The following is a 20914-nucleotide window of genomic DNA, read 5'->3' on the forward strand; positions in this document are numbered from 1 at the left end:
TGCAATCCATGCAGCATATCTCTCGAGCAGACGCCATTCTCGCCCGTTATGCTGCACTTCGTGCAATATAATCTCCTCCCTCACCATTCCCGCTCTATATGCTGCATTTCGACAGATCAACTAACTAGTTAGCTTTAAGTACCGCCATCCGCCTACGTTGCACGAAATACAGCATATTGAAGCATTTGAGCCCAGTAACTAGTCCTATCCTGCACGGAATGCAGGATATTCGGACAAAACGAGCCAATACGGGCTCATTTCGCGCAATATGCTGCAATCTGTGCAGCATATCTCTCGAGCAGCCGCCTTTCTCGCCCGTTATGCTGCACTTCGTGCAATGTAGTAAGTCACCAACGCCTTACAACAAAAAGAGCGGTGCCCCGACCAGGGCACCGCTCTTTCCAAGTTACGCTTGAGCCCGCGCGCGCTGGCGGCTCAGGTAAATGAAATACACAGCAAGATAAATAATGTACAGAATACCCGACAGCAGGAACATCGTCGTGTAGCTTGTCGCGGTTACAACCACGCCGAGCAATATCGAGCCGAGCCCGATGCCGATATCGAAGAAGTTGTAATACGTCGCGGTTGCAACGCCGCGGCGTTCCGGCTGCACCAGGTTGATAACCCAGGCCTGCAAGGCCGGGAACATCGCGCCAAAGCCGGCGCCGTAGAATACGCCGGCGAGCAGCAGCATCGCCATGGAATCGGTGTAATAGAGCAATACGCAGCCGATTATACAAAGGATCGCCGTGGGGAACAATACCCAGAACGGTCCTTTGCGATCGAACAACGGACCGCTGATAAACCGGATCAGCACCTCGCTGATCGCTACAACCAAGAAGAAGTAGCCGGTCTGCGTAATCCCGATGTCCTTGGTGAATAAGGTTACAAAGCTAAGCATGCCGCCGAACGCAAAGCCAACCAGCGAGCCAAGCATCGAAGGCACAAGCACCTTAGGCTCGATAATTTCAGCCCATGGCGAAGGCTTCACCCCCGCCGCATGAAGCTCCGCCGCAGCGGCCGCTTCAGCCGCGGCAATCTCGACGGATTGAGCGCTTTTTTGCCGAACCAGCAAGGTCAGCACCAAGGTAATCGCGAGGAAGATTACTCCGGCTCCGAATAAGCCTGCGTAATCGTATTGATCCAGCAGCCATAACCCGAGCATCGGCCCGATCGAGAAGGATACGGCATTGCCCATCGCAAAGTAGCCCATCCCCTCTCCCCGCCGCTCGGCAGGAATCGCGTCGGATACCAGCGTGCCGTACAAGGCCGTGGCAATACCGAAGCCAAAGCCGTGAACGACGCGGAGCGCAAGCAATGCCGAGATCGAGTTGGCCGCATAATAACACGCCATGCCGATAAGACAGATCGTTACGCCGATCAAGAGCAATTTGCGCTTGCCGAAATGCTTCAGCCCGATGCCAATGAGCAGACGCGACACAACGGCCGAGAAGGTGAAGATGCCCAGCATCATGCCGATCTGCGATCCGCTGCCCCCTTTCTCGTCCGCGAAGAGCGGAAGGGTGGGAAGCAGCATTTCGAGACCGAAGAATAAGAATAAGTTAGAGAACGCCAGCAGAATGAAATTTTTCGTCCAGAGCTTTTCTGCCGGTCGCATTAAAATTTACGTTCGATCAGCTTGAAGTCATCGTAATGAAAGCCCGGCGCTACGATGCAGGACACCAGAACCGGCTCATCGCCAAGCGGACGCGCCATCTGCCATTCGGTTGCGGGAACAAGCGCCTGCGGATGCTGGCCATTCGCAACGTCGCCTCCAACAATAATCTCTTTGCGAACTTCAGGGCTCTCGCCCGTGCCGCCAAGCGTCAGCATAAGCGGACTTCCGGAATGCCACAGCCACAGCTCATCCGAATGAACCGTATGCCAGTCGGAGAATTCCTCCGGATGAAGCAGGAAATAAATCGAGGATGCCGCAAAGCGCGGTCCGGAATACGGCTCGCCGAGTACCGCCTGCGGAATTTCAAAATTCGCCTTCCAGATCTCCTTGTACCAGCCGCCCTCCACATGAGGCTTCAGTTCAAGCGCCGCTACCAGCGGGGATAATTCTTTTACAGCCGTTGCCGACAATATAGTCCTCTCCTCTCTATCTCTCGCACTATCTAGTTGTTAGTTTCAGTCCAATGTACTATGCAATGCCCCGATCGTCAATGCGCGACATGTGGATGCAAGGCCTCTTTCTCCCAACCGGCTGCTGCCCGCATAGCAAAAAAGAGCCTGGCCCTGCGGCAGAAAGAACGGCGAACCGTTCCTGCTGCTGCGGACAGACTCTTTTCCGCCCCATCCATCAAGCCGGATAGTTGCGAATCCCGAAATCAATCAAATCATAAATACCGATAAGGTTAATGACCGCCATCACGCCAAGCAGCAGTCCGAACACGCCGTACTTGAGCGGCTGCACCCGGGCAAGCAGACGATTCGCCAGCTTGAAGATCAGCGCGAAGAGCGCCCATGAATAATAGAAGGAATACAGAATCAGACCGTTTTCCTTCGTCCCCCAGCCTACCGCGAATAGAATGACGAAGGAGAAGGCGAGCCAGAACATGCAGATCTGCGCGAAGCGGTCTTTGTAGTAAAGCACGAAGCCGATGACAGCCAGCACCAGAATAATTACACCGAGAATATTAAGCGAATCTACCGTTCTAAGCTGATAGGAGGCATGCTCGAAGGTCGTCCGGTCCTCGCCGGCGCTTGGCCATACGAAGCAGGAGGCGAAGAAGTTGACGTATTGATACCATTTGTCGAGCGTCGTTACTTCCGCACCGGAGAATGCCATCAATCCCTTGTACTCCGTATGGGTCTCCAGAATAACCGGAAGCTGCCCGAAGAGCGTAGCCGCAGCCAGGAACTTGAAGGCGTTCACCGCCATATCCTTGATCCATTCCTTCAGCTTCCTCGCCTCGGACAAGAGCGGGAACAGAATGCCCGTTGTCACCAAGGAGCCTACCGCGCCTATGAAGAAGAAATCTCTCCGCCCCCATTGGAACAGATACGAGTAGATGAAGATAATCAGCCAGAATACGGCGAATATGTACTGCTCGATATTGAACATAAACAGGAGAAACGGATAGGAGAAGGACGTGAACAGCAGGAAGAAAATTTTGTCCGTCGACTGCAGCTTCATCATTCGGGCGAGCAGAATCATGGCGAACTGCATGACGATCACATGGATGATCTGCATCATAATCGGATAGCTGTTCGGGATAAAAAAGAGCACCTTCGACAGGATCATCGCAATCAGCGCGAACGGAGCGGCATACAGGCCGAACAACGGCTGACGAATATCATTCTCGTACGTGCCGATATTCAGGAACGTATTGCTTTCTACCTGGTCAATCGAGTCCGCCGTATACACGACGTCATACGGGATGATTTTGCCGGCTGCGTCATGCGCTCCGTAAAAGACGTTCGTCAGGTTATAGATAACCAGAATAGCAACCGCCATGGCTACGCTTGCGATAATCCAATACCGCCGCTCCAGCCGGTCCAGGCCTCCAATCAGCTCCTTCGCCGTTGCATAGAACTTCGGCAGGAACCAGCAGAGCACCAGGAATGCCGCAATAAGCGAGCAGATCCCCAGCCCAATGGAAATCACCTTATCGTTGTGACCGCCTATGTCGACGCCGATACGATCAAGGATCTCGCCGGAGAGCTTGCTGTACTTGATGTACGAGTATTGCGTCAGGTAATACACGCCGACAAGCGTAAACAAGGCGGCGAAGAAAATCCGTCCGGCACTCAGCTCCCGGGTTACCTTTTCCACGACCTGGCGCTTATACGTTAACCAATACAATAACAAGAGCGAGCATAACAGGCCGATAAGCACATTCACGGCCGTTCCCCTCAACGTAAGCAGGGCCGTCATGCAGACTCCCGAAGCAATAAACAGCAGACGAAGAACCGAACTTCTGACTGGCATCTTGACTCCTCCTAATATGGCAACTCAACTCTTATACCGGATAATACTCCGCTCCAAACCGAATCAGATCGTACAGGCCTTGGGCGTTCAGCCCGATCATGACGATAAGCAGCAGGGCATGAACGGAATATTTCACCCAGTGGTTCCGGGCCAATAGCTTATCGATCAGCATGTAGAGCAGAGCCATGAAAGCCCATGAGAAGTACAAGCTGTACAGAATAAGTCCGTTCTCAGCCGTTCCCCAGCCCACCACGCACAGCATAAGGAAGGAGAAGCTAACCCATAGGACGCAAATTTTCATAAAACGGTGCTTGTAATGCAGCAGGAAGCCGGCTGCGGCCAGAATCATCAGTACCAAGCCGAGAATATTCAACGAATGAACCGCATGAAGCTGATAAGAGACATGCTCGAAGGTTGACCGGTCAACGCCGGCGCCGGGCTTCACGAAGCAGGAGGCTACAAAGTTCACATACTGCAGCCATTTGTCCCCGGAACTGATGGCTGCCCCCGTAAACTCCATGTTCTCCTTGAACGACGAGACGACCTCAAGCAACAAGGGCAATCGTCCGAACAGGATCAGGATCACAAGCGCCTGCAGCGCCACCTTGCCCGCATCCTTCACCATTCCCTTTAGCTCCTTCGACCTCGATAACAACGGGAACAATACCGCGCTTGTCAGAAGCGAGCCCGCCGCACCGATGAAATAATACACCTTCGGCCCCCAGCCGAACTGGCAGGAATAGAGGAAGAGAATTAGCCAGAATAGCGAGAAGATATACTGCTCCATATTCAGAGAGAACATCAATACCGGATAAGACGCATTCAGGAACAACAGGAGAATCAACTGATCGATGGACCTCAGCTTCAGCATCCGGCTGATCAGAACCATCGCCATCTGCAGCAGGAATACCTGAATGATCTGCATCATAATCGGATAGCTGTACGGAACGAAGAAGAGCAGCTTCGAGGCGACCATGCCAACAATCGCGAATGGCAAAGCGAACAGGCCGAACAGCGGCTGCTTGAGATCGTTTTGCACGGAGCTGATGTTCAGGTACACGTTGCTGTCCACCAGATCCGCCGTATCGGTCGTGTACACGACGTCGAATCGGACAATCTCCCCGCTCTGATCACGGGTCTCGTAGAACACGCTGCTCACGTTAAACGCGATAATCACGACAACGGCAAGCAAGGCCGTGGATATGATCAGGTACCTTTTCTCCAGCTTGGTCAAATTTCTTGCGAACTCCAGAGCCACCGCGGCCAGCTTAGGCCACAGCAGATAGACGCATAAGAACAGGAAATAGAAAGCCGCGATTCCCACGATAATCGAGATCGCCGCGGCAATCTCGTCGCCGTACGGCATATAGCCCGTATCCCGGAGCATTTCCCTCACGTTCTTCAGCGTTCTCTGCTTGTAGAAATAGTCAATCATGCTGACGTCGATCGCGGCAGCAAAGAGAAGAGGCAGAAGGCTGTCCTTCTTCCGAATGGCCGGGATCACCTTGTCGAGATACCCGGACTTATAGGCTGCCCAGCACAAAATAAGAAAGGAGCACACAACGCCGATTGCGACATGGAAAGCCGTGCCTTTCAAAGAGACAAGCCCCGTCATCGCCGTTCCGGATAGAATAAAGGCTCCTTTCATCAGATGCGCCCTGGCAGTTACCGTAGTCATATGTAAGCTAGCACTCCTAACCTTGGAGACATCAACATGATCTGCGACCGAATGCGGATAAGCCATGCGTTAACCCGCGATTCCGTATAGAAGATAACCGAGCAGAATGCCCAGCAAGAGACCCCCGACGATCTCGAGCCGCGTATGTCCCATGCTCTCCCGTAATTTTGTAGGCTGGACAGCCGAAGAATCCGATGTCATCAGGTTGATGGCTACCGCATGGCGCCCGACCGCCCTCCGGAGCCCTGTAGCATCGATAATGACGATAAACGTAACGGCGGCGGCAAGAGCGAACATCGGGCTGTTGAAGCCCTCCGACAAGCCGATCAGCATGGACGGCGTCGTCACCACCGTCGTATGCGTGCTTGGGAATCCGCCGTTACCGACGCGCTGCTTCGCTTCCTTGCCGAATCGAATGTAATTGATTGCGAATTTCAAGACTCCGGATACGAACCACCCGATGAGAGGTGCCAGAAAATAAGGCAGAACAACCACTCCCCGCTATGCTCTAGATATGAAGGCAATACCGCCCACGATGAGGACAAGCCCCGCGATTTTGTACGTATTGATGGATTCGCCGAAGAAATAATAAGAAGCCACCAGCACGATAATATAAGCCAGGCTGACAAACGGATACGCGTAGCTGAGATCCACCTTGCGCAGCACGAACATCCAGATCAGCGCGCTTGCCCCGTACAGGAAGATGCCTCCGGCATTATAGAAGTTGAGCATGCGCAGCGGCCCGGACATCGACTCGTTCGGATGCATCGCTCCGAACTTCAGCAGCACCTGCCCCGCCGCGCCCATAATAACGGACACCAGAATCCATATCATATTCCACATGAGTATCACCACTTATTCCAGGAAGAGTAGAATCAAGATAACCGAAATACCGTAGAGCACAACCGTAACCAGAATAGGCTTATCCTCGAGCAGCACCTTATCCGGCTTGCCGCCCTTCCCTTCCATATGGACCAGATACAGGTAACGGAACACCCCGTAGATAACGAACGGAATCGTCCACATCAGTTGAACCGTCCGGCCGGAGGTGAAGGTGAACAGCGAATAAGCCATAATCGTAGCGGTCGTAACGATGTTGCTCATCTGGTCGAGCAGCTGAATGGAATACTTCTCGAGCACCTTCCGGTGCCCCTCCTTCTCGTTCTGAAGAAGAAAGATTTCATGCCTCCGCTTGCTGATCGCAAGGAACAGGGATAAGAGCATCGTGCAGACGAGGAACCAAGGCGTAAGGGGAACATCAATCATTAATCCGCCGCCGATCGCGCGAAGCACGAAGCCGAAGGCGATAATCATCACATCCATAATTACAACATGCTTAAGTCTCATGGAGTAAGCGACATTCATGAGGAAGTACACAAGAAGCAGTCCGCTGAAGAGAGGGTTGAAGATAAAGGCCGTTGTAAGTGAGGTCGTAAGGAGCAGGAAGCCGAATACCAATGCGACATAAGGGTTGACCGCGCCCGAAGCGATAGGTCTATGCCTCTTCTCCGGATGGTTGCGGTCGGCTTCCCTGTCGAAGAAGTCGTTAAGGATATACACGCACCCGGATACGAAGCAGAATAGGAAAAATCCGATGATAGCCTGCCAAAACAACGACCAGTGCAATAAGCTGAGCGAGAATACGGGAGCCGCGAATACCAGCGCATTCTTCGTCCATTGTTTTGGCCTAAGAAGCTTAATTAATGATATGGGGACGCCTGGATGGGTCTGGGCCAGGCTTTTGCCCATTTGAATTTCCGGTTCCAAGTCCTCTACCTCCTCCAACGATCTCTCTAAGAGATTAACTTGGGGCTATCGTAACATTATTAATGCCATTAAATGTAGCATTTTTGCGAAAAAAAGTTACAGAATGGAGCAAAATTTTCGTAAAAAGGGGCCTGCCGCGTTGGCAAGCCCTATTCGTACCCCTATAATGCTCCAAATTGCGCCTGGTGCAGACGGCTGTAAATGCCTCCCGTTGCCACAAGCTCCTCGTGACGGCCTTCCTCGGTGATGCCGTTCTCGGTCACCACCACGATGCGGTCCGCGTTCTTGATCGTCGCCAGACGATGCGCTATGACAAGCGTTGTCCGGCCTTCGGACAGCTCGGCCAGCGACTGCTGGATCGCCTGCTCGGTCTCGGTATCCAGCGCCGAGGTCGCTTCGTCCAGGATCAGGATCGGCGGGTTCTTCAGGAACATGCGCGCAATCGCCATCCGCTGCTTCTGGCCGCCGGACAGCTTCACGCCCCGCTCCCCGACTACCGTGTCCAGTCCATCAGGCTGGGAAAGAATAAATTCTTGCAATCTCGCGCGGCGCGCCGCTTCCATAATATCCGCGTCGGATGCGCCAAGCTTGCCATAGGTGATGTTGTCGCGGATCGTACCGGCGAACAGGAACACATCCTGCTGGACGATGCCAATCTGCTTGCGGAGCGATTCCAGCTGCAGATCGCGGATGTCGTGGCCGTCCACCGAGATGCTGCCTCCGTCCACTTCATAGAAGCGCGGCAGCAGACTGCAGAGCGTTGTTTTGCCGGCGCCGGACGGACCAACGAATGCGACGGTCTCGCCCGCCTTGATCGACAGGCTGATATCCTTCAGCACCTTCGCTTCGCCTTCGTAACCAAATGTCACGCTCTTGTATTCGATATCGCCGTGGAGACGGTCAACCGCCTTCGCGTTTGGAGCGTCCGCCACATCCGGCTCGGTCTCGAGCAGCTCCACGTAACGGCGGAAGCCCGCGATCCCGCGCGGATAGCTTTCGATAACGGCATTAATCTTCTCGATCGGCTTGAAGAAAATATTCGTCATCAGCACAAACGCAACGAATTCCCCGTAATGCAGATTGTCGTTAATAACGAACCAAGTACCGGCCAGCAAGACAAACAGCGTAACCAGCCTCATCAGGAAATAGGTAATGGACGAGTTGAGACCGATGATTTTGTAAGAGATCAGCTTCGCCTGACGGAACCGGCTGTTGTTGCCCGCGAACAGCTTGCTCTCATGCTTCTCGTTCGAGAAAGCCTGAACGACGCGGATACCTCCAACGGTGTCCTCGACGCGGGCATTAAAGTCGGCCATATCCCCGAAGAGACGGTGGGAAGCCTTCGTCATCTTTCCATTGAAGTACAGAACAAGCACCAGAATAATCGGCACGACGATAAACGTCATGATCGTCAGCGGCAGGTTAATGTACGCCATAATGCCGAACGCGCCAATCAGAGTCATCACGGCGATAAACATATCCTCCGGACCATGATGCGCCACTTCCCCGATCTCGAACAGATCGTTGGTCATGCGCGAGATCAGATGGCCGGTCTTCGTATTGTCGAAGAATCGGAAGCTGAGCTTCTGCACATGATCGAACAGCCTCTTGCGCATATCCGTCTCGATATTGATGCCAAGCATATGTCCCCAATAAGTCACGACAAAGGACAGGAACGTGTTCAGCACGTAAACCGCAAGCAGAATCGCGCAGGCGCCGATGATTAACTTCAGATTCCCTTCCGGTAGAAGCGTATCAATGACATGGCTGACCGCCAGCGGGAAGCATAATTCCAGAACGGCCAGAACGACCGCACAGCAGAAGTCGAGCAGGAACAGCTTACGATAAGGCCGGTAATAAGCAAAAAACTTCTTAAGCATCTGGATCTCCTTTTCTCGAAAAATAGAGCCAGCGAATCGTTCATCCGCCAGACTCTTAGAATAATCGCGAACACGAAAACATAGGCTGCTTCTCCTATTGACGAAGCAGCCTCTTTTCGCTAGTTGATAATCATTATCATATATGGGATAAGCATGACTGTCAATTAATTCGGGTTCACTTGAACCGCCGCCTGCTTGCCGCTAAGCTGAATGCCGGTCTGCTTCGTGCCGTATGGCTTCAGATCCGTCAGCAGCTTCTCCAGCAGCTCCTTCGCTCTGGCTCCCTCTTTGCCCTGAATGCGGATGACCAGCTGGACCGCGTTGCCCGCTTCCAGCAGCTTCGCCGCCTGACGCTCTTTCGTGTCGTAATCATGCTGCTCGATATCGACGCTAAGCCGCAGCTCCTTCACCTTCGCGGGCTGGCTTTGAAGCTTCTCCGCCTTCTTCTGCTGGCTCGCCTGCTGCTTGGCGCCGCCGCGCACGATCAGCTTGCACGGCGGCGGACTGCTCATCAGCGATTCGCAGACGAGATCCACCTTCAGCTGCTTCGCCATCTGAAGCGCTTCTTCCCGCGATACGATGCCCAGCGATTCACCGTCGAGACCGGTGAGGCGCACCTCGGCCGCTTTTATTTTCTCATTCATAATCAACATAAATCGTATATCCCCCGTTTACTGTCTGTTAGGCCTCTAACGTAGCGCCCGTGCCTCCCGCGCCGTTATGCAGGGCGGCAGCCGGCTTCTCCTGGCCCGTCTTCATGAACTTCTTCTGTCTCCATCGCCTAAGCACCCATATGCCGCGGATGTATTCGTCCATAATCATGCACGCATAGATGCCAACAAGTCCCCATCCCAGCGTTATCCCAAATATATAAGAAAGAACGGTAGCGATCAAGGTCATCGAAGTAATCGAGGTCCACATCACGTAACGGGTGTCGCCAACCGCGTTTAATGCGTTGCCGATGCCCATGTTGAGCATTTTGCCCGGCTGCAGCAGCAGGTTCATTCCGAGCAGGGAGACGCCCATCGCGATAATCGCCGGATCCTTCGTGAAGATCTTCAGAATGGTGCCGCCGATCAAATACAGCACCAGCGCGTTCACCGTCACGATCGCAAGCCCGATCCACAGCGCGCGGTAGGAGTTCTTGTAAGCCTCCTGCACCTTGCCCGCCCCGTACAGATGCGCGATCTGAATCTGGAGCGCGAGCGCAAGCGAATAACCAAGCATGAAGCAGAACGATTCCAATGTATTCATATACGTACGCGCCGACAGCTCCACCGCCCCAAGCTGCGCGATATACGTATAGATCAGAAGCTGGGAGAAGACCCAGCAGGACATGTTAATGCCAAGCGGCCAGCCAATCTTCAGAATTTCCTTGAACAGCTTGCCGTCGAACAGCTTGAAGTCGCGAAGCGAAATCTGGCGTTCGAAGGCGCCAAGGAACATCACCAGAAGCACGATTACCGCGAGCAGGCGGCTGATGTCCGTTGAGATCGCTACCCCCTTCAGACCCCACTGCGGAAATCCGAATTTGCCGAAAATAAAAGCGTAGTTCATCCCGACATGAATGACGTTCATGCCAATGGCCGTATACATCGGGCCTTTCGTATTGCCCGTATTGCGGATCGCATTGCTCAGCGCCGCCATCACGGCAACCAGCACCATCCCGCCGCCAACGATCGAGATATACGTCTTGGCCAGCGGCAACAATTCATCCGGAAGCTGAAGCGCGGAAGCAATCGGCCCCGGGAACACATACAGCAGCACGCTGATGAAGAGGCCAATAATCGCGCTGACTTTCACGGACATGATCGCGATCGTACGCGCGTCTTCATTCTTCCGCATGCCAATCCGCTGCGCGATCAGAATACCCGCCCCGCTCGCCACCGTCATGAACAGCGTCATCAAGGCGCTGAACAGCTGCGTCGAGAACCCGACGACGGCAACCGCATTATCCGAGATCTTGCTCACCTGCAGCGTATCGGCCGCCCCTAACAGAAATTGCAGGAATAACTCAATAAATATCGGCCATGCAAGCATCCATAGCGAAAACTTGTGATGTTCACGCTTTTGCATTTTATAATCCTCCCGAGCGTACACCTGCTGCAGCCGATGTTTAAGTAAACGGCAACTCCAATACGCCACTATAATAGTCATGCAATTTCATATTATAGATGCTATACTTCGGATAATGTATCAGTTTTACAACCGAAACTTTCAAAATTCAAACCTCCGCAAGAGGTATAAAAAGGTGCCGCCATGACGCTGTTTCATTTTACCGTTCCGCCGCTTCCGCACTACATCGCATCGGGCTATACGAAGAGCTCGGCCGGGTTCAAGCATCCCAGCAGATACCGGATCGGCGTATTCGATCTGCTTGTCGTTACGGAGGGCTGTCTCTTTATGGGGGAGGGCGATTCCACGTTTGAGGTACGGGCTGGGGAGGCCTTAATCCTGGGGCCGGACAATCATCATTACGCGACAAAAGAATGCGAAGAGCCCTCCGCCTATTACTGGCTTCACTTCCAGACAACGGGCCGGTGGGCAGCTTCGGAGGAATATGCTCCGCGGATTATTCAAAGCAGGGAGCCGCATGGCTTAAATCCCCAAATTTTCACTACGCAAACCTTCATCAAGCAGGTGCCGCAGTATACCAGGCTGCTTCAGCCCGCCAAGATCGTCGAGCAGATCCAGCAGCTGATGGAGCTGGGCCACGGCAACCATCTGGGCAGCGTCAGCTGGAAGCAGCAGGTGCTGTTCCAGGAGATTTTCGAGCAGCTGTCCGCCTCCATCGAGACGCAGGGCACGACGCCAACCTCGCAATGCGCGGAGCTGGCCGCCTCGTACTTAAGGAAGCATTACCGCGAGGATATCAAGGCGCAGCAGCTTGGCGAGAGCATCAACTTCCATCCCGTATATATCGCCAGATGCATGCAGAAGGAATTCGGCTGCTCGCCGTTCGACTTCCTGCTGCGCTTCCGCATTCAGCAGTCGAAGCTGCTGCTCCTGCAGACGAACTATACGATCGCAAGGGTGGCCGAAGAGGTCGGCTTCAACTCCGCCGCCTACTTCACCTCCTGCTTCGCCAAGTATGAAGGCATCTCGCCGCGCAAATACCGCCAGCGCTTCTCGCATGGCTGATGCCATGCGAGAAGCGCTGGCGGCTTGGGCAGCTCTACTCTTGATGCGCCTTGATCAGCTCCGTCTTCAGCTGCCAAGCCTGCTCGCTTAGGTGAACCGGATACAGATCCGGATTCAGCTTGCGGAGAATTTCCGGCCGGAAGAGGCTGAGCTGATGCTCGTGGAAGCTGCGGATCTCTTCGAGAGGCGGAAGCTTGTACACGATCTCGCCCTCCACCACGATGGGCTTCAGCAGCGGAACCGCTTCATAATCGCTGATGTACCGGTGGATATACGGATGAACCGGATCAAACAGCTTGATCCGCTCGCCGCTTAAGATCGCCGTCTCCTCATGCAGCGTGATATAATCCGCTTCGGCAAGTCCCGTGGACTTGTTCATGATCCGGTACACGTCCTTCTTGCCCGGAGCGGATACCTTCTCGGGATTGCCCGAGATCTTGATCACCGGTATGTATTGCCCGTCACGCTTGCGGGCGGTCAGCTTGTACACGCCGCCAAGCGACGGCTGGTCGGCCGCCGTAATGAGCTGCGTGCCAACGCCCCAAGTATCAATCTTGGCGCCTTGCGCCTTCAGGTTGAAGATCAGCGTCTCGTCGAGATCGTTCGACGCCACGATCTTCGCATCCTGCAGCCCTGCCGCATCCAGCAGCTTCCGCGCTTCCTTGGACAGATACGCCAAGTCGCCGCTGTCGAGCCGGATGCCGCCAAGCCGCTTGCCGATGCTCTCCAGATAACGCGCGGTCTTAATCGCGTTGGGCACCCCGCTTCTCAGCGTGTCGTACGTATCCACGAGCAGCGTAACGCCATCCGGCAAGGCTTTCGCGTAGGCCAGGAAAGCCTCCTCCTCGGTTTCATGCCCCTGCACCCAGGAATGGGCATGCGTTCCCTTCGTCGGAATGCCAAACATCATGCCGGCATGCATATTCGAGGTTGCATGGAAGCCGGCAATATAAGCCGCGCGCGCGCCCCATACCGCCGCATCCGCCTCCTGCGCCCGGCGCGTTCCGAACTCCAGCAGAATATCTCCCGACGCGACCTGCTTGATCCGCGAGGCCTTCGTCGCGATAAGCGTCTGGTAATTCATGAAGTTCAGCAGCGCGGTCTCCACCAGCTGCGTCTCGAAGATCGTGCCTTCCACCCGCACGATCGGTTCATTCGGGAATACCAGCGAGCCTTCCTCCACCGCATGCACCGTTCCCTTGAAGCGGAACTGCCGGAGCACCTCCAGGAAGCCCGGATCGTAATTCTCCTCCTGCCTCGCCAGATAAGCGAGCTCCTCTTCCCCGAACTTCAGATGCCGGATGAATTCCACGATTCTCTCGAGGCCGGCGAAGACCGCATAACCGTTGCCGAACGGCAGCTTGCGGAAGAAAGCCTCGAACACGGCGCCTTCCCCGTCCGTGCCATTTATCCAATGGGCGTACATCATATTAATCTGATATTTATCCGTATGAAGCGTTAAGTTATTAGCACCGTCCACTGCTTCTCGACACACCCCTCTAGTTGATCTTACTCACAGCATATCCATAATAAGCAAAAACAACAGCCTTCCGCCACATCAGCGAAAGGCTGCCGCAATTCATGCCGGCTTTAGAACTTCCGGACGAACCGGTATTCCGGCCGCCGGCGTCTTCGTTCCAGCCAATAATTAATCGTAATGCAGATGATGAGGCCAATGCAGCCGCCCGTCAAATCCACGATCACATCCGTCGGATTCCCCGTCCGCCCGACCTTGCTCAGCTGATTCGTCTCATCGAGGGCCGCGATCCCGCCCGTCAGGATCAGTGCCATAATAACCGGCAGCACCATCTGCCTGCGGAGCATCAGATTCCGGATGAACATGTACAGCGACACGCATAACACGGCGTACATGAACAAGTGCGCCCCTTTGCGGAAGAAGAACTCCACGAAGCCATACGGGTCTTTTTTGGCCACTACCGTGCTGCCATGATAGGTAATGGAGGTATCCGGAAGCTTCTGAGCCAGCTCTTCTTGGGTCACCCATTTATTTAATGCAGGTTTTATTGACTGCTGATTATAAGATTCAGAAGATAAAGTAAATATGAAAAAAATCCAACAAAATACAACAAAAAACCATATTATAGAATTTTTTCTATCCTTTTTTAACATTAATCCTCAACACTCCTTCGACACAATCCGACCGCCCATTATCTATCTCTGGTCTGTTATTGTAGCAGATTCATGAAGGAAATGGAAATCTATCGCCTTCCCCACGAAAAACAAGACTAAGGTAATGTAAATTTGAGTAAAAAGTCCTATAAACTATTGTTTTCAGTATCCATTCTTTGGTATTATAAATCTAGCGAACGTTAGATTTCTGTTAAGCCCATGCTTACGAAGCATGAACCATCACGAATGTCCTTGAATAAGGCCATTTGTGTAATCATTCATTTTAGGAGGTTAGAGAATGGCTGGCTATTTGATGTTCTCCGAGATTTGGACACCCTTTAAGATGGTAGGCATACGAGTATTTAAAGACGAGAACGGCGACTACTGGTACAAATACCGAAACAACAAACGCTCTCGGCTGTTCCGATAATCTCTTACTGCCATTCATAAGATCATAGACAATAGAAAAACTCCCCCGATGGCTTCAGTGAAGCCATCGGGGGAGTTTTTGGATTAACCTAACATACCGCCAGCAAGTTTCTTAATGGTGTCCATATCCTCATTAAAACGCTTCGTAATTGCCGCAATCAGTTCATCCGAGCTATAGCCATACTTTGTTAATTCGGCTTTCGTGTTCGTAACGAGAGTATTGAAGTCAGCCTTGCACTGATCAATTGTTTGTCTACCGGTAGCCTCCAGGCTAGCCTTCACCGAGTCATCTGTCGCTGCTTGGTGCTGGAAGTATAAACTGCTCAATGCAGCAGTGCATTTCGATTCGAGCGCTGTAAATTTAGCTTCGGCACTTGCTGCCAACTCGTCATAAGTAGGTTTCACTTCTCCAACCGGATCTGTGCCGCCACCAGTACCTGTTCCAGGATTAGTACCTTCTCCAGCACCATTATTTCCGCCAGCTTGTGCCGCTTTGTATGCCGCGGATTCGCCTGTGATGCTGTTGGTCTTCTGATCCCACTTAATATCCGTTCCTACAGCTTCGGACATGAAGCGAAGCGGAACATAAATGCTGTTATTGATCGAATAGAGAGATTGACCTGCAGGAAGAGCTTTTGCCTGTCCATCGAATACAAGCGTAGCTTGAACCGGCTTAATCGTAATGCTCTTACCGGCAGCAGGCTGTGCACCGCCAGCAGCTGCTCCAGCAAGCAGCTTCGCAAGAGCTTCCTTCTCCGCAGCAGTTGGCTCGGATACCGTTACTTTAGATGTCTTTTGATCCCACTTCACAGACTTCTGCAGTGCGTAAGAGATGAAGCGAACCGGGATATAAGTGCGGTCTTGATAAATAAAAGCATATTGTCCGTCCGGTAAAGCAAGCGCTTGTCCGTCGAACTTCAGGTTAACGGCTTGCGTCTTGATCGTAACCGAGCTGGATGCTGCACCGGCTGTCAGTGGCAGAACGGTACATAAAGCGACAATTAACAGCATGAGTGTGTAATGGCGTAAATTTTTCATCATTTGGATTCTCCTCTTAATTATTATGATTTAATAGCCTTGGCAATAGCGCTAATCGCGGATGCTCGTACGCTTTGCTTGCTTGCTTCATACTTCGCATTCCAATCCGGCATTGCACCGCTATCAATTCCTGCATCAGCATAACTAGAGGCCGCTTGACTCACAATGCCCTGGAACTGCGCATCACAAGAGCCCTCGGCCTCCATGACTTTACCTAGATATTTATTTTGCAGATCCTCTACCGTAACTCCGTCCGCACTGCCAACGATCTGCTGCAGAATGGCGTTGCTTTTAGCCTTACAGGTTCCAGACAACGACGCTAACTGCGACTCTGTCTTGGAATCGATGGATTGCTTAACCTGCTTCAAGTCAGTGGTAAGCTCTGGCGTTGGTGTTTTTTCTGGTTCTGTTGGCTTGCTGGATTCGGTAGGCTTATTATCTGATTGAGCCCCAGTGCCAGCAGTTTTAGTTGAGCCACTGGAATGTTGTTGCATCTTTTTCCAAGCCTCATTATTTTCTTTCATCTTCTGTGGATCTCTCTCGCCCACCCACTCAATTGGATAATCGGGGTTAAGAATATTAAGCCCAATTCCATATTGTTTAGTGATTGATTTCAATAAGGCAATCTCTTCATCGGAGAGTTTGGTTAATAACAAATCTCGGATTTTCTGCTTCTCTTCAACCGGTAAATCTGTAGTAGCATTACCCTGCAGATAAGAAATCTGCTTCAAGCTAAGACCCGAATTCAAGAGAATGGCTGCTACATCAAGGGCATCTGCACTGTCGATCTTGTCACCGCCAATAAGCTGGCTAGCTTTTTCGACTGGTTTCTCGATAATAGCTGGCAGCTTCTTAGGCTCTGACATCACCTCACCAGTACTATCCGCTACATCACTGCTATGACGAGATGCAATATCCTTAATATCGATGGATTTGATGTAATAGTAAGCGACTCCTATAAAGATCAGTCCGACAACAACAAAAAATGAAGCGGTACCGATTACCCACTTCATCCAAGGCTTTAGCTTCTTTTTTGTTTTTTGCTTACGTGGCGTTTCCATGGTGTCTCCTATCTACATATTAATAATTTTAAAAAGAAAGAATAGGATTCGTCTCTTTCACTCCGTTATTCATCTTTGGTCTTCCGATGGAATAATAGGCAAAAGGCGTCTCTTCCAAATCTTCTTCCCGATAAATATTTCGGCCGTCAATGAGGTTCGGCGTTTTTAACCATTTCTGAATATCCGACAATGGGATATTAATAAACTCTTTCCACTCCGTTAGAATACACAGCGCATCTGCACCTTCGGCAGCTTCTTGAGCAGAATTACAGTATTCCACCTCAGAACGGTTAAAGGCCTTTTCAAAGTTACTCGAAGCAATAGGATCATAGGCTTTAACCAATGCTCCCCGCTCCAGTAAGGTCTCCATAATCTCAAAGGCTGGAGCGTCACGCACATCATCCGTTTCCGGTTTGAAGGCCAACCCCCAGATCCCAATCGTTCTTCCCGTAACGTCTCCCAGCAGTTCATCCAGCTTCCGAATGACATTAAAGCGTTGATCCCGGTTCACTTCAACTACGGATTTCAACAGCTTGAAATCATAATCCATCTGTCCCGCGATCTGAATGAGAGCTTGCGTATCCTTCGGAAAGCAAGATCCGCCGTATCCGATACCCGCCTTCAGGAAAGAAGAACCGATACGCCGGTCCATCCCCATTCCCTTGGCCACTTCCTCCACGTCCGCCCCTACCTTCTCACAGATATTGGCGATCTCATTGATGAAGGAGATTTTTGTAGCCAAGAAAGCATTCGAAGCATACTTAATCATCTCCGAGCTGCGCACATCAGTAATGGTAATTTGATCAGTCAATGGACGATGCAACGCAGTAAGCATTTCAGCTGCGCGCTCACTTTCCGTTCCGATAATAATTCGATCCGGATTCAATGTATCCTTAACAGCTGTTCCTTCTCGCAGAAATTCAGGAACAGAAGCAAAGTCAAAAGATTCCGTCGCATAATCCCGAATGATAGCTGCAACCTTCTCATTTGTGCCCACCGGCACCGTACTTTTCACAACAACAACCTTGTATCCATTAATGGCACGGCCAATTTCCTCTGCTGCTTGCTCAATATAGGCCAAGTTGGCCTTTCCATCTGGCAAGGAAGGGGTGCCAACAGCAATAATAATGATCTCTGAAGCATTCACGGCAGCACCCAGATCCGTTGTGAAGGACAATCGCCCCGCTTCCGTGTTGCTTGCAATCAGTTCCTTAAGACCAGGCTCATGAATAGGAACTTCACCATTATTCAATAACTCGATCTTTGATGTCGCATTGTCTACACAAATAACTTCATTGCCCAGTTCAGAGAAACACACCCCAGAGACTAAGCCAACATATCCTGTACCAATTACCGCCAGCTTCATCCTCACTCACTCCCTACAATTTGTTTGAGATATTCAGCAATATGAACTGCTCCATTACGTTGCCGAGTATCTTCAAAGAAATTCTCTCTATCTATAAAGTCTTGCATGTTGTCCGCCTTTAACTGCCCCCACTCTATCATTCGATAAGGGTGACGGTCTTGAAGAGCCAGAATGGTATTCTTATCTTCTTTCATCTTGCTCCGATGAAGCAGGAGCAATGGCTTTCGAAGCGCCACCGCTTCTCCGACCGTACTCCATCCAGGCTTACTGATAACAAGATCCGATGCTGCAACATAATTTTGCGACTCCGTATAGGAAGCCGGAATAGCTATAATATTCTTATGCTCCACCTTCATGTTGCTTGACACAATAAAGAGATAAGCATCATCCTCCCACAGCTTTAATGCGGCCAAATCTTGTACATTTATACTCATTCCAATACCGAAATAGACGGCTCTCTTCTGCCTGCCAGGATTAATGGTATGCAAAATACGACTTACTTCCTGCTGATCCACTTCCCTGCTGAAGAAATCCGCTTGAAGAGTTCCTTGTCTCCCCCAATCCGGTTCAACAGCACCTTCCAAGCTCACAAAATAATCCATTGCAGCATAGACTTCAAATAATGGCTGCAGAGCAGAATGATCGATCATTTCCAAGTAAGCCGTATACCAAGTAAAATTAGATATTCCTACCGAGGGTATTTCAGCATGTCTTGCAGCTACAAAGGCAATAGGAGAAATATCCGAGATCACAAGATCAACCCCAGCCGTTCGAAGAAAATCAGACTCTCTTGCTGCTTCATGAGGCAGGTTCTCCATATACTTGTGATACTTTGCTGCAAAGGCCACTGTGTCAGGTTCAATGCTGTCTGGCTTAAGAACATAACCCACGTCTGAGATGCATTGACGATACTCGATTACTTCTCGATAATTGGAAAGTGAAGCCTTAATAAAGGCTAATACCGTGTCTGAAGAACATATGACGAGTCTATAAGGCTGGTCAGCAACTTGAAACAAAGCACGAATGACAGCAATACTTCTTGTAGCGTGGCCAAAACCATAATCGGAAACATAATAAGCGATCGTTTTCGTGTTCATTATCTCATTGAAATATTAAGGCAGTGTTCGGACATTTCCAACCAGGTGGAATACAGCTCCATTACCTTATCTTCATCCTCATATCCGCTATGAACAACAATCATCTCCATATCGGTAATTGCCTTAAGACTGTGCAAAGTCTTTATTGGAATATGCAGAACATTACCGGCTTTTACCTTCATCGGCACGCCGTTTTGCACGAACTCCCCTTCACCTTTCACAACCGTCCATACTTCCTCGCGGTTTAAGTGCATGAGATAACTAAAATTCCTGCCCGCTTTAACTGCTACCCTCTTGGTTATTACTGTACGACCATCTTCGTAACGCTCATTGTCCAGTATTCTAACCCAGCCCCATTCTCTCTCCTCAAACATTGGGCCTTGATCATAATTAATAAATTCTTTAATCCGAGGACTTGCACTCTTATCCGTAACAAGAATACCGTCAGGACTAGCAACTACAACCACGTTCGATACCCCAAGAACCGTAACCGGGATGTTCAGTTCGTTAACCAAGTGAGTGTTTATACAATCTTCACTTATAATTCCTCTACCAATTTGATTATTTCCCATCTCTTCCGTTAAGGTATTCCAGGTACCAAGGTCTTTCCAATAACCGTAATAAGGTACTACAACGATATTATTCGTCTTCTCAACCACTTCATAATCAAAGCTAATCTTGGGCAGCTCATGATATTGCTCGACTAGCTGATTATATTGAAGCGGATACCCCTTCTCTTTCAGGATATTAATGAGGTATCCCAACTTAAAAGAAAATACGCCACAGTTCCACAAAGCTTGCTGCTTAATAAGACCAGCAGCAGCTTCTTCGGAAGGTTTCTCTTGGAAGTGACTTACTTTAAGAGCATCATTATGAGCTGACTGCTCAAGCTCTGGGATTATGTAACCATACTTTGCTGACGGGTAGGTCGGCTTTACACCAATTAACGCCAAATCAGCATTTGTTTCCTGAATAGTAGCCTCTAACTGTTTAACGGCATAAAAAAAGTGGCCCTCCACGTAAGGGTCCACTGGTAAGATTGCTATGACTTCGTCCAGATCAACCTGGGCGACAGAATATAAATAAGAAGCTGTTAATGCAATGGCCGGGAACGTATCTCTACGTTCAGGCTCAATTATTAGCGGCACAGATGGTCCGATCTGATTATGCATCATTTCGATCTGGGCTTTGCCAGTAGCGATGTAACTTGAATCGGCGAAACCCGATTCACTGATTTGGCCCCATACTCGTTGTACCATGGAGACAAGTTCTTGATCAGCGTTTTCAAGAACTTTAAGAAATTGTTTAGACCGGGCATCGTTGGACAATGGCCAGAGACGCTTGCCAGAGCCTCCGGAGAGGAGGACTAACTTCATATATCGAAACCTCC

19 protein-coding genes are annotated in these 20914 nt (G+C 51.0%); 2 read left to right on the forward strand and 17 right to left on the reverse strand.

Translation table 11 applies throughout. The features are described from left to right. Window positions 1-406: 406 nt before the first annotated feature. The 10 genes from EV294_RS23440 to EV294_RS23485 all read right to left on the reverse strand — a co-directional run bounded on the left by EV294_RS23440 (window position 407) and on the right by EV294_RS23485 (window position 11338). Entirely contained in the window at window positions 407-1618 is a 1212-nt protein-coding gene (locus EV294_RS23440) for an MFS transporter (protein ID WP_132311267.1), read from the reverse strand. After that, the gene (locus tag EV294_RS23445; protein ID WP_132311269.1) at window positions 1618-2088 is read right to left on the reverse strand and encodes a cupin domain-containing protein; all 471 of its coding nucleotides are present in this window, start codon (window positions 2086-2088) and stop codon (window positions 1618-1620) included. Before EV294_RS23445 ends, EV294_RS23440 begins: the two co-directional genes overlap by 1 nt. Window positions 2089-2305: 217 nt before the next feature. Then, a complete protein-coding gene (locus tag EV294_RS23450; RefSeq protein WP_132311271.1) occupies window positions 2306-3937 on the reverse strand; it encodes a hypothetical protein in 1632 nt (543 codons plus the stop codon). A gap of 31 nt (window positions 3938-3968) precedes the next feature. Then, on the reverse strand, window positions 3969-5615 hold the full coding sequence (locus EV294_RS23455; RefSeq protein WP_132311273.1) for a hypothetical protein: 1647 nt from the start codon (window positions 5613-5615) through the stop codon (window positions 3969-3971). A 69-nt stretch (window positions 5616-5684) separates the two neighbouring features. Then, the gene (locus EV294_RS23460) at window positions 5685-6101 is read right to left on the reverse strand and encodes a divergent PAP2 family protein (RefSeq protein ID WP_132311482.1); all 417 of its coding nucleotides are present in this window, start codon (window positions 6099-6101) and stop codon (window positions 5685-5687) included. A gap of 15 nt (window positions 6102-6116) precedes the next feature. Beyond that, window positions 6117-6458: an EamA family transporter gene (locus EV294_RS23465; protein ID WP_165930789.1), complete on the reverse strand. Its 342-nt coding sequence runs from the start codon at window positions 6456-6458 to the stop codon at window positions 6117-6119. Between the two features lie 12 nt (window positions 6459-6470). Further along, window positions 6471-7364: a decaprenyl-phosphate phosphoribosyltransferase gene (locus EV294_RS23470; protein ID WP_132311484.1), complete on the reverse strand. Its 894-nt coding sequence runs from the start codon at window positions 7362-7364 to the stop codon at window positions 6471-6473. Window positions 7365-7543: 179 nt separating this feature from the next. Then, entirely contained in the window at window positions 7544-9262 is a 1719-nt protein-coding gene (locus EV294_RS23475) for an ABC transporter ATP-binding protein (RefSeq protein WP_132311277.1), read from the reverse strand. A 164-nt stretch (window positions 9263-9426) separates the two neighbouring features. Next, window positions 9427-9915, reverse strand: a complete 489-nt coding sequence (gene infC, locus EV294_RS23480) for a translation initiation factor IF-3 (protein ID WP_132311278.1) — start codon at window positions 9913-9915, stop codon at window positions 9427-9429. A 28-nt stretch (window positions 9916-9943) separates the two neighbouring features. Then, complete coding sequence (locus EV294_RS23485) at window positions 9944-11338, reverse strand: MATE family efflux transporter (RefSeq protein WP_132311280.1); 1395 nt, start codon at window positions 11336-11338, stop codon at window positions 9944-9946. 183 nt (window positions 11339-11521) lie between these two features. Here EV294_RS23485 and EV294_RS23490 point away from each other — a divergent pair, with 183 nt between their 5' ends. After that, entirely contained in the window at window positions 11522-12403 is an 882-nt protein-coding gene (locus EV294_RS23490) for an AraC family transcriptional regulator (protein ID WP_132311282.1), read from the forward strand. 34 nt (window positions 12404-12437) lie between these two features. Here the strand turns inward: EV294_RS23490 and EV294_RS23495 are convergent, their stop codons facing one another. Together EV294_RS23495 and EV294_RS23500 are read right to left on the reverse strand one after the other, a co-directional pair. After that, the gene (locus EV294_RS23495) at window positions 12438-13883 is read right to left on the reverse strand and encodes a nicotinate phosphoribosyltransferase (RefSeq protein WP_132311284.1); all 1446 of its coding nucleotides are present in this window, start codon (window positions 13881-13883) and stop codon (window positions 12438-12440) included. Window positions 13884-13993: 110 nt separating this feature from the next. Beyond that, complete coding sequence (locus EV294_RS23500) at window positions 13994-14533, reverse strand: VanZ family protein (RefSeq protein ID WP_132311286.1); 540 nt, start codon at window positions 14531-14533, stop codon at window positions 13994-13996. 298 nt (window positions 14534-14831) lie between these two features. Between EV294_RS23500 and EV294_RS30930 the strand changes: the two genes are divergently transcribed. Next, window positions 14832-14963, forward strand: coding sequence for a hypothetical protein (locus EV294_RS30930; protein ID WP_012772419.1), 132 nt, complete (start codon window positions 14832-14834; stop codon window positions 14961-14963). Between the two features lie 83 nt (window positions 14964-15046). Here the strand turns inward: EV294_RS30930 and EV294_RS23505 are convergent, their stop codons facing one another. Genes EV294_RS23505 through EV294_RS23525 form a run of 5 tightly spaced genes read right to left on the reverse strand, consistent with a single transcriptional unit; the run spans window position 15047 to window position 20900 of the window. Continuing rightward, on the reverse strand, window positions 15047-16003 hold the full coding sequence (locus EV294_RS23505) for a stalk domain-containing protein (RefSeq protein ID WP_132311288.1): 957 nt from the start codon (window positions 16001-16003) through the stop codon (window positions 15047-15049). A gap of 20 nt (window positions 16004-16023) precedes the next feature. Further along, window positions 16024-17061 carry a hypothetical protein gene (locus EV294_RS23510; protein WP_132311290.1) on the reverse strand — a complete coding sequence of 346 codons (1038 nt, stop codon included), beginning with the start codon at window positions 17059-17061 and terminating at the stop codon, window positions 16024-16026. 28 nt (window positions 17062-17089) lie between these two features. Continuing rightward, window positions 17090-18427 carry a UDP-glucose dehydrogenase family protein gene (locus EV294_RS23515; protein WP_132311292.1) on the reverse strand — a complete coding sequence of 446 codons (1338 nt, stop codon included), beginning with the start codon at window positions 18425-18427 and terminating at the stop codon, window positions 17090-17092. A gap of 2 nt (window positions 18428-18429) precedes the next feature. Continuing rightward, the gene (locus tag EV294_RS23520; protein WP_132311294.1) at window positions 18430-19524 is read right to left on the reverse strand and encodes a glycosyltransferase; all 1095 of its coding nucleotides are present in this window, start codon (window positions 19522-19524) and stop codon (window positions 18430-18432) included. Continuing rightward, window positions 19524-20900 carry a sugar phosphate nucleotidyltransferase gene (locus EV294_RS23525; RefSeq protein WP_132311295.1) on the reverse strand — a complete coding sequence of 459 codons (1377 nt, stop codon included), beginning with the start codon at window positions 20898-20900 and terminating at the stop codon, window positions 19524-19526. Before EV294_RS23525 ends, EV294_RS23520 begins: the two co-directional genes overlap by 1 nt. Window positions 20901-20914: the final 14 nt, after the last annotated feature.

Origin of the sequence: Paenibacillus sp. BK033, assembly GCF_004345425.1 — a bacterium.
GTDB lineage: Bacteria > Bacillota > Bacilli > Paenibacillales > Paenibacillaceae > Pristimantibacillus.